General features: G+C 66.3%; 5 protein-coding genes and 1 pseudogene. All 6 read right to left on the bottom strand.

Features of this window, described 5'->3' with window-relative positions; genetic code table 11:
- Positions 1–158: 158 nt before the first annotated feature.
- A pseudogene (locus WBF82_RS16220) lies at positions 159–309 on the bottom strand (FHA domain-containing protein); the annotation flags it as partial.
- The gene (locus tag WBF82_RS16215) at positions 291–443 is read right to left on the bottom strand and encodes a hypothetical protein (protein ID WP_424384002.1); all 153 of its coding nucleotides are present in this window, start codon (positions 441–443) and stop codon (positions 291–293) included. The pseudogene WBF82_RS16220 and the gene WBF82_RS16215, both read right to left, overlap by 19 nt.
- A 65-nt stretch (positions 444–508) precedes the next feature.
- Positions 509–1,828 (bottom strand): MATE family efflux transporter, encoded by a 1,320-nt coding sequence (locus WBF82_RS16210; protein ID WP_424384001.1) that lies wholly within the window; start codon positions 1,826–1,828, stop codon positions 509–511.
- Positions 1,825–2,826 (bottom strand): DHH family phosphoesterase, encoded by a 1,002-nt coding sequence (locus tag WBF82_RS16205; protein WP_424384000.1) that lies wholly within the window; start codon positions 2,824–2,826, stop codon positions 1,825–1,827. Before WBF82_RS16205 ends, WBF82_RS16210 begins: the two co-directional genes overlap by 4 nt.
- Positions 2,801–3,265, bottom strand: coding sequence for a 30S ribosome-binding factor RbfA (gene rbfA / locus WBF82_RS16200; RefSeq protein WP_424079018.1), 465 nt, complete (start codon positions 3,263–3,265; stop codon positions 2,801–2,803). The genes WBF82_RS16205 and rbfA overlap by 26 nt, the downstream gene beginning before the upstream one ends.
- A gap of 30 nt (positions 3,266–3,295) precedes the next feature.
- On the bottom strand, positions 3,296–4,707 hold a 1,412-nt coding region (gene infB, locus WBF82_RS16195; RefSeq protein WP_424383999.1), incomplete at its 5' end, for a translation initiation factor IF-2.

Below are 4,707 nucleotides of genomic sequence, written 5' to 3'. Positions count from 1 at the left end.
GATAATAGTGCTATCGGAATTGATTTGGCGCCGGCGGCGCCCAGTTCGCGAGTGTCGCTGCCGATGCAACGGGGAAAACAGACTGGCCGTTGACACTTGCCGGACTCTGGCGAGATTCTCGCCGAATTCTTGCGTTGCTGTACGCCGCGTGGCGCAGCTCAGGACGGCCCGATCTGGAAGCTGAATTCGTAGCCGCCGATGCGGATGTGATCACCATCGGAAAGGGTGGCGCTTGCCTCGGATGGGCCGGCCCGCTACCTGGACGCCGTTGGTCGACCGCAGATCGCTAATCACAAAACTGCTGCCGGTGGTGGCCGGTAGCGGTTGATCATCCGCATCGCCAACGCCGCCCGCTGTTTCGGGGCGCCCAACGGCACCAGGGTGCCGCCCGCGCCCAGCTGCAACGGTCCCAGAACGCCCAACCCGCGATGTGGGTCTTCCATCGTGCAGTCAGCCTTTCGGGTTGACGTGGGCGTAGCACACCATTGTGACCATCAAGACTTCGCGCTCAAGTCCCACTCACCGCCCAGCGGCCAGATACTGCCCGCCACCCGACAAAGACCAACCGCAACACAATGAACATGGTCAGTCCCGACCAGATGCCGGCCAGCCCCCAGCCGAACGCCAGCGATAGCCAGATCAGCGGCAGAAAGCCAACCAGCGCGCTGACCACCGTTGCAGTGCGCATGAACGGCGCATCGCCAGCACCCAGCAGCACTCCGTCGAGCGCGAAAACAACTCCCGCAAAAGGTAATTGGGCCACAAGAAACCACCAGGGCACACTGATCGCGGCCAACACCGAACGGTCGTCGGTGAACAGGTCGGGCAGCACGGAGGAGCCAACAGCAAACACCGCTGCCAATGAGGTGGCCGCGATCGTCGAAGCTACCGTCACCCGCCGGGCCACTACCTTCGCTTGCGAGGTGTCACCGGCGCCCAGCGCCGCACCGACCAACGCTTGTGCGGCGATTGCCAGCGAATCAAGAACCAGCGCAAGGAAACTCCACAACTGCAGCACGATCTGGTGGGCGGCCACCGCCGCGGCACCGAATCGCGCGGCCACCGCGGCGGCCGATACGAAGCACGCCTGAAAAGCCAAGGTGCGCACCACCAAGTCGCGCCCCAACACGACCTGGATCCGAAGCACAGCGGGATCGGGACGCAGCGAAACTCGTTCGGCCAGCAGCGCGCGTCCGAACAGCAAGGCGGCCAGCCACTGACCCGCCAGGTTGGCCACCGCCGACCCGGCTAACCCCAGTCGAGGCAATCCCAGCCAGCCGTACACGAGCAGCGGGCACAGCAGCGCCGACACCCCGAACCCGGTGACCACATAGCGCAGCGGGCGGACGGTGTCTTGCACGCCGCGCAGCCAGCCATTGCCCGCCAAAGACACCAGGATCGCGGGCGCGCCCAGGATCGCAATACGCAGCCACGGCAGCGCGGCATCGGCGATGTCATGCGAACCGGCGATCGCCGACACCAGCGGCACCGCCGCCGCCTGCACCACGACGACGATCAGCATGCCCAGACCCAGGCCTAACCAGGTCGCCTGCACACCTTCTGCGACCGCCGACTCACGGTCCTCGGCGCCAAAGTAGCGGGCTGAGCGGGCGGTGGTGCCGTAAGACAAAAACGTCAGCTGAGAACCGACCATGCTGAGGATCAATCCGCCAATGGCCAACCCGGCCAAGCTCAAGGCGCCAAGCCGGCCCACCACCGCGGTGTCGAACAGCAAGTAGAGCGGCTCGGCGGCGAGCACACCCAGCGCCGGCAGGGCCAACTGCGCGATCTGGCGGCCACCCGCCTGCGGTTGACCAGGGCCGGTCACCCTAGAGCGGCGCGCAGCGAAGCCACCACCTCGTCGGTCGAACCGGTGGTCGAGTAACCCGCGGCGAGCTTGTGGCCGCCGCCGCCGAATGTCGAAGCGACCGCAGCGAGGTCGACAGCGGCCTTTGCCCGCATCGACACCGACCACTGCTGTGGCTCGATCTCCTTGAACACCGCCGCCACCTCGGCCTCCTCGGTGGTACGGACGATGTCGACGATGCTCTCAACTTCCTCCGGGCGCGCGCTGACCCATTCCTGATGTGCGACAACGGCGTACACCAGGCCGCACCCGTCGATCGCGTCCGGAACGAGCTGCGCCGAACCCAACACACGTGACAGCATCGTCAGCCATCGGAACGGATGGGTGTCCATCAACGACCGGCTGATCGCCGCGTTGTCGACGCCCAACTCGACCAGCCTGGCCGCCAACCGATGTGCGCGCGCGCTGGCCCACCGGAACGACCCGGTATCGGTGAGCAGCCCCGCGTAAAGGCAGTGCGCCACGTCGGCGTCGATCGGCTTGCCCCACGCGTCCAGCAACTCGGCAACCAGCATCGTGGTGGAGTCCGCCGACGGGTCGACGAGGTTCACCGTGCCGAACAGCTGATTCGACGCGTGATGGTCGATCACCAGCAGTTCTGGCGCGATATCCGCGATTTCGCGCAGTTCTCCGAGCCGGTTGATACTCGGAATGTCCACGGTGACAACAAGATCGACATCACGACGCATGACACGCGGATCGACCAGCAGCTGACCGCCGGGCAGCGACCGCAACGACTCCGGAAGCTCCGCCGGGGCCGCGAAGCTGACCTGGACGGCCTTGCCGCACCGGTCCAGCTCCAAGGCCAGCGCCAGCCCGGCACCGATCGTGTCGGCATCGGGATAGACATGGCAAACCACCGCGACCGTGTCGGCGGCGGACAGCACCTCGGCAGCCCCGACGGCGTCAACACGTCGCGCCGTGGTCGCTGCTTCAGCCTTCGAGTTGATCGTCGTCACCGGTCTCCTCTGCAGTGGTCCGGTATGGATCGGCCTCTCCCGCCGGCTTGGCGCCTTCGCGAACCCGAGCCACATCGGCGTCTGCGGCGCGGGCGCGGGCCAGCAACTCTTCCATCCGTTGCACCGAGTCGGACACCGTGTCCCGGGTGAACGTCAGCGTAGGCGTGAACCGTACGCCGGTGCCAGCCCCGACCTTGGTGCGCAGCACACCCTTCGCACGGTCCAGCGCCGCCGCGGCGCCGTCGTAGTCGGGTTCGTCGTCCAGCGTCGACCCCATCACCGTGTAGTACAGCGTCGCGTCGTGCAGATCGCCGGACAACTTAGCGTCGACGATGGTGATTCCGGCCAGCCCGGGATCCTTGATCTCGTACTCGATCGCCGAGGCGACGATCGCGGTAATCCGCTTGGCCAGTCGGCGGGCCCGGGCCGGGTCAGCCATGCCGTGTGTTCAGGTTGTCCGAATTCATCTTCAGGAGCGTTCCTTCTGGACCAGCTCGTAGGTTTCGATGACATCGCCTTCTTTGATGTCGGAGTAGCTGAGCGTCAGACCGCATTCATAGCCGTCGCGGACCTCAGTGACGTCGTCCTTCTCCCGACGCAATGACTGTACGGTCAGGTTCTCGGAGACCACAATGTTGTCCCGCAACAGCCGGGCCTTGGCGTTGCGCCGCACCACGCCGGACGTCACCAAACAACCGGCGATGACACCGACCTTCGACGAACGGAACAGCGCGCGGATCTCGGCGCGACCCAGCTGGTTCTCCTCGAAGATCGGCTTGAGCATGCCGCGGAGGGCTTTTTCGATCTCGTCGATCGCCTGGTAGATCACCGAGTAGTAGCGGATGTCCACGCCTTCGCGGTTGGCCAGCTCGGTCGCCTTGCCCTCGGCTCGCACGTTGAAGCCGATGATCACCGCGTCCGAGGCCGACGCCAGGTTGACGTTGGTCTCGGTGATGCCACCGACGCCACGGTCGATGACGCGCAGTTCCACCTCGTCGTCGACCTGGATCCCCATCAGGGCCTCCTCCAGCGCCTCGACGGTACCGGCGTTGTCGCCCTTGAGGATCAGGTTCAGCTGACTGGTTTCCTTCAGCGCCGAGTCCAGGTCCTCCAGGCTGATCCGCTTGCGCGACCGCGCGGCCAGGGCGTTGCGCTTGCGGGCGCTGCGCCGGTCGGCGATCTGGCGGGCGATGCGGTCCTCGTCAACCACCAGCAGGTTGTCACCGGCGCCGGGCACCGATGTGAAGCCGATGACCTGGACCGGACGCGACGGCAACGCCTCGTGGACGTCCTCGCCGTGCTCGTCGACCATGCGGCGGACCCGGCCGTACGCGTCGCCGGCGACGATCGAGTCACCGACCCGCAGCGTCCCGCGCTGGATCAGCACAGTGGCCACCGGTCCGCGACCGCGGTCCAGGTGCGCCTCGATCGCCACACCCTGGGCCTCCATGTCGGGGTTGGCCCGCAGGTCCAGCGCGGCGTCGGCGGTCAGCAGCACGGCCTCTTCCAGCGCCTCGATGTTGGTGCCCTGCTTCGCCGAGATGTCCACGAACATCGTGTCGCCGCCGAAATCCTCTGCCACCAAACCGTATTCGGTGAGCTGGCCGCGAATCTTGGCCGGGTCGGCGCCTTCCTTGTCGATCTTGTTGACCGCAACCACGATCGGCACGTCGGCCGCCTGCGCGTGGTTGATGGCTTCCACCGTCTGCGGCATCACGCCGTCGTCGGCGGCGACCACCAGGATCGCTATGTCAGTGGCCTTGGCACCGCGGGCACGCATGGCGGTGAACGCCTCGTGACCCGGGGTGTCGATGAAGGTGATTGGCCGCTCGGTGCCGTCGAGGTCGACCGACACCTGATAGGCGCCGATGTGCTGGGTGA

This window comes from Mycobacterium sp., assembly GCF_049673265.1.
Taxonomy (GTDB): Bacteria; Actinomycetota; Actinomycetes; order Mycobacteriales; family Mycobacteriaceae; genus Mycobacterium.
Note: the sequence above shows the minus strand (reverse complement) of the source record. Positions and strands in the feature narration are given on the sequence as shown.

Excerpts from the sequence above, each read along its gene's own strand:
- rbfA (WP_424079018.1), bottom strand. The coding sequence starts at position 3,265 with ATGGCTGACCCGGCCCGGGCCCGCCGACTGGCCAAGCGGATTACCGCG.
- WBF82_RS16215 (WP_424384002.1), bottom strand. The coding sequence starts at position 443 with ATGGAAGACCCACATCGCGGGTTGGGCGTTCTGGGACCGTTGCAGCTG.